Below are 2,424 nucleotides of genomic sequence, written 5' to 3'. Positions count from 1 at the left end.
GCTTTAAGCGTATCAAGCAAATCCTGTATCACCTGAGCATCTGCTTTTGTAGCAAGTTCTGATTTTTGATTAAGAAAGAATATGTCTTTCATAATTGATCTAACCATATGTTATACTCCTTTAATATTTGTCTTTTTTATTTAATGCCTCGGGATAAAATAGTTAATTAATCTTCTTTAAATCAAATTATCTATACCATTAACCGTAGTTTGTTCATTGTCATTAATAGGAATAACTATGCATTTTTGGCCATTAATTATTTGAGATTTTATTTGAGATACTTTTTCGGGTTTTACCTGTAGTATTACATCATAATGAGGGGTAACATTATTATCTTCTGCAAATGCATCTGGAACTTTCTCTAAATTAGTTTCTAAAGTTTCTTCTAAATCAGTTGCTGAAACTTCTTCTAAAACCATGTTATCATCATTACCTTCTGTAGACAGTTGAGTTTCATTATCTATAGTATTCTCTTGTTTAACTTGATCAAGTCTAGCTTGAAGTATTTCTACTTGTTTGTGAAGGCGTTCTTCCTTTTTTCTTTGCACATTTGCCTTAAGTGCCTTTGTGTCAATTAAATTTTTTGCTAAAGTGATATCTTCACCAAAGTTCTCTACATAGGAGTTTTCAATCATAGTAGTAATTTCCTGCGGAACTTCACTTTCTATTAAAAGGTTTTGTATATCCTTCTTTGTTAAGCTTATAGGTTCAGAATCTGCATCATCGTTTAAATCATTGTATTCTTCTATCATAATGCTTAGGTTCTCTTGTATATCCATAAAAATTTTATCAGCTTTAATTTCATCCAAGCTAAAAGAATCTTTAATAATTGATTGAAATGTTTCCTTTTGCATCGTAGCCGTTTGTTTTGAAAGACAACCTAAAACATTTTCCATTAATTCAGTATGTGTATCCTTTGCATTTTTTGTGTAATACATAATAGAGTTAACATCTGAACTTCGATCAATAAAAGCAGGAAACACAAAGCCATTAGTTGGGGCCTCGACTACCCAATCTCTAATACGTGCTTTTATTTCGTTTTGTTCTTCAAAGTATCTAAGACCAGGCTCTGAAAGTGAAACTGGACATATTGCACATAACACATATTCATATACTTCTTCAGATTCATCTATCTTTATATTATCTTTGGTTTTGCTAATAACATCATAAGCATCATGAAAAAAGAGTATTAAAAAATTACCGGTGTAATCATAATTATCTATAATTAAATCATAAAGATTATCAAGATGAGCATCATCTTTTAATTGACTGTTTTTAAGCTGCATAAGAGAAATTTGTCTCTCACTTGTAAAATCTTCATTAGTTGAAAAGTTAAGTTCTAAAATATTATTTCCAATAGTTCCAGACAGTACTTTTTTAGCAATTTCTAAATATTTAAAGTATTCATCCTCATCTAAATTCAGAAAACTTTCTCTAAATTTTAAAATAGTATGTTTTTCTCCATTAACATAGCAGCCACACACTTTAGTGAAGGTGCATTGTTCTTTTTTAAAACGTTTTTTTAACTCAAGTATATCTTTTCTTCTCATGTATAAACTCCTTAGTTTATAGACAAACCTTACGTAAATTTATAATTGAAATGGTTTGTCTTTAGTATTTTTATTTGTAGCTATAATTAATATATTATCGTTATTAATTATAGTATTTCTTTTACAAAAAATAAAGGATTTATATATTAATCAATTTTTAAAATTATTCCTATTGAGAATAGAATATGGGAGTATGACAGATTATCATAATTGAAAGATATTATAGCAATTTACGTCTATCACCTTTACCTACACGGTTACACTCAAAGCCTTGAGTTAGTTATAATATATGAAATTATAAAAAAAAATAAGCAGAAGGTTTTTCGCCTTCTGCAAATGGTATTCTTTTAATGGCAATTTTGTCGTCGTAGGCGCCACATTGAGGATTACTTTCCTTTTAAAATAAAACCTACATACTGTATTTATATTCCAATATCTCTACAATTATTAAGTACTGCCAGTATTAATGATACTATTGCTTTGAATATTATAATGTTTCACATGCTACTTGTGATTCTACTTTAACTTCTATATCAGCTAATAGAGGCAAATCTTTATTTATCTTAGCATAAACATTAAGTATATAATCTTTGTCTACATAGTAATCTTTAGTATCTTCGGAAGGAGCATTATATCTTAAATCTCTTAAAACTCTTGAAACAATACTAACCAATCCTCTAGCACCCATCTTTTCTTCAATAGCTATATCAGCAATTGCTTCAAAGCAATTATCGTTAAACTCAAGATTTTTACCCAAATAAGCAAATATCTTTCTATACTGTTCAAATACACTAGTATCAAGCTTAAGTACCTCAATAAGATTATCTCTTGATAATGGATCTAAATTTGATAATACTTGAAATCTACCAAGTAA

Annotated in this window: 1 protein-coding gene and 1 pseudogene; both read right to left on the bottom strand. The window is 28.4% G+C overall.

Annotated features, from left to right (window positions below; genetic code table 11):
• Window positions 1-176 precede the first annotated feature (176 nt).
• Complete coding sequence (locus tag VIM70_RS21750) at window positions 177-1,550, bottom strand: DUF4317 domain-containing protein (RefSeq protein ID WP_331947871.1); 1,374 nt, start codon at window positions 1,548-1,550, stop codon at window positions 177-179.
• 487 nt (window positions 1,551-2,037) lie between these two features.
• Window positions 2,038-2,424 (bottom strand): annotated as a pseudogene (locus tag VIM70_RS21745) (hypothetical protein); the annotation flags it as partial.

Origin of the sequence: Clostridium sp. (assembly GCF_036569345.1) — a bacterium.
GTDB lineage: Bacteria > Bacillota > Clostridia > Clostridiales > Clostridiaceae > Clostridium_AD.
This window is presented reverse-complemented; position numbering and strand designations above follow the sequence as displayed.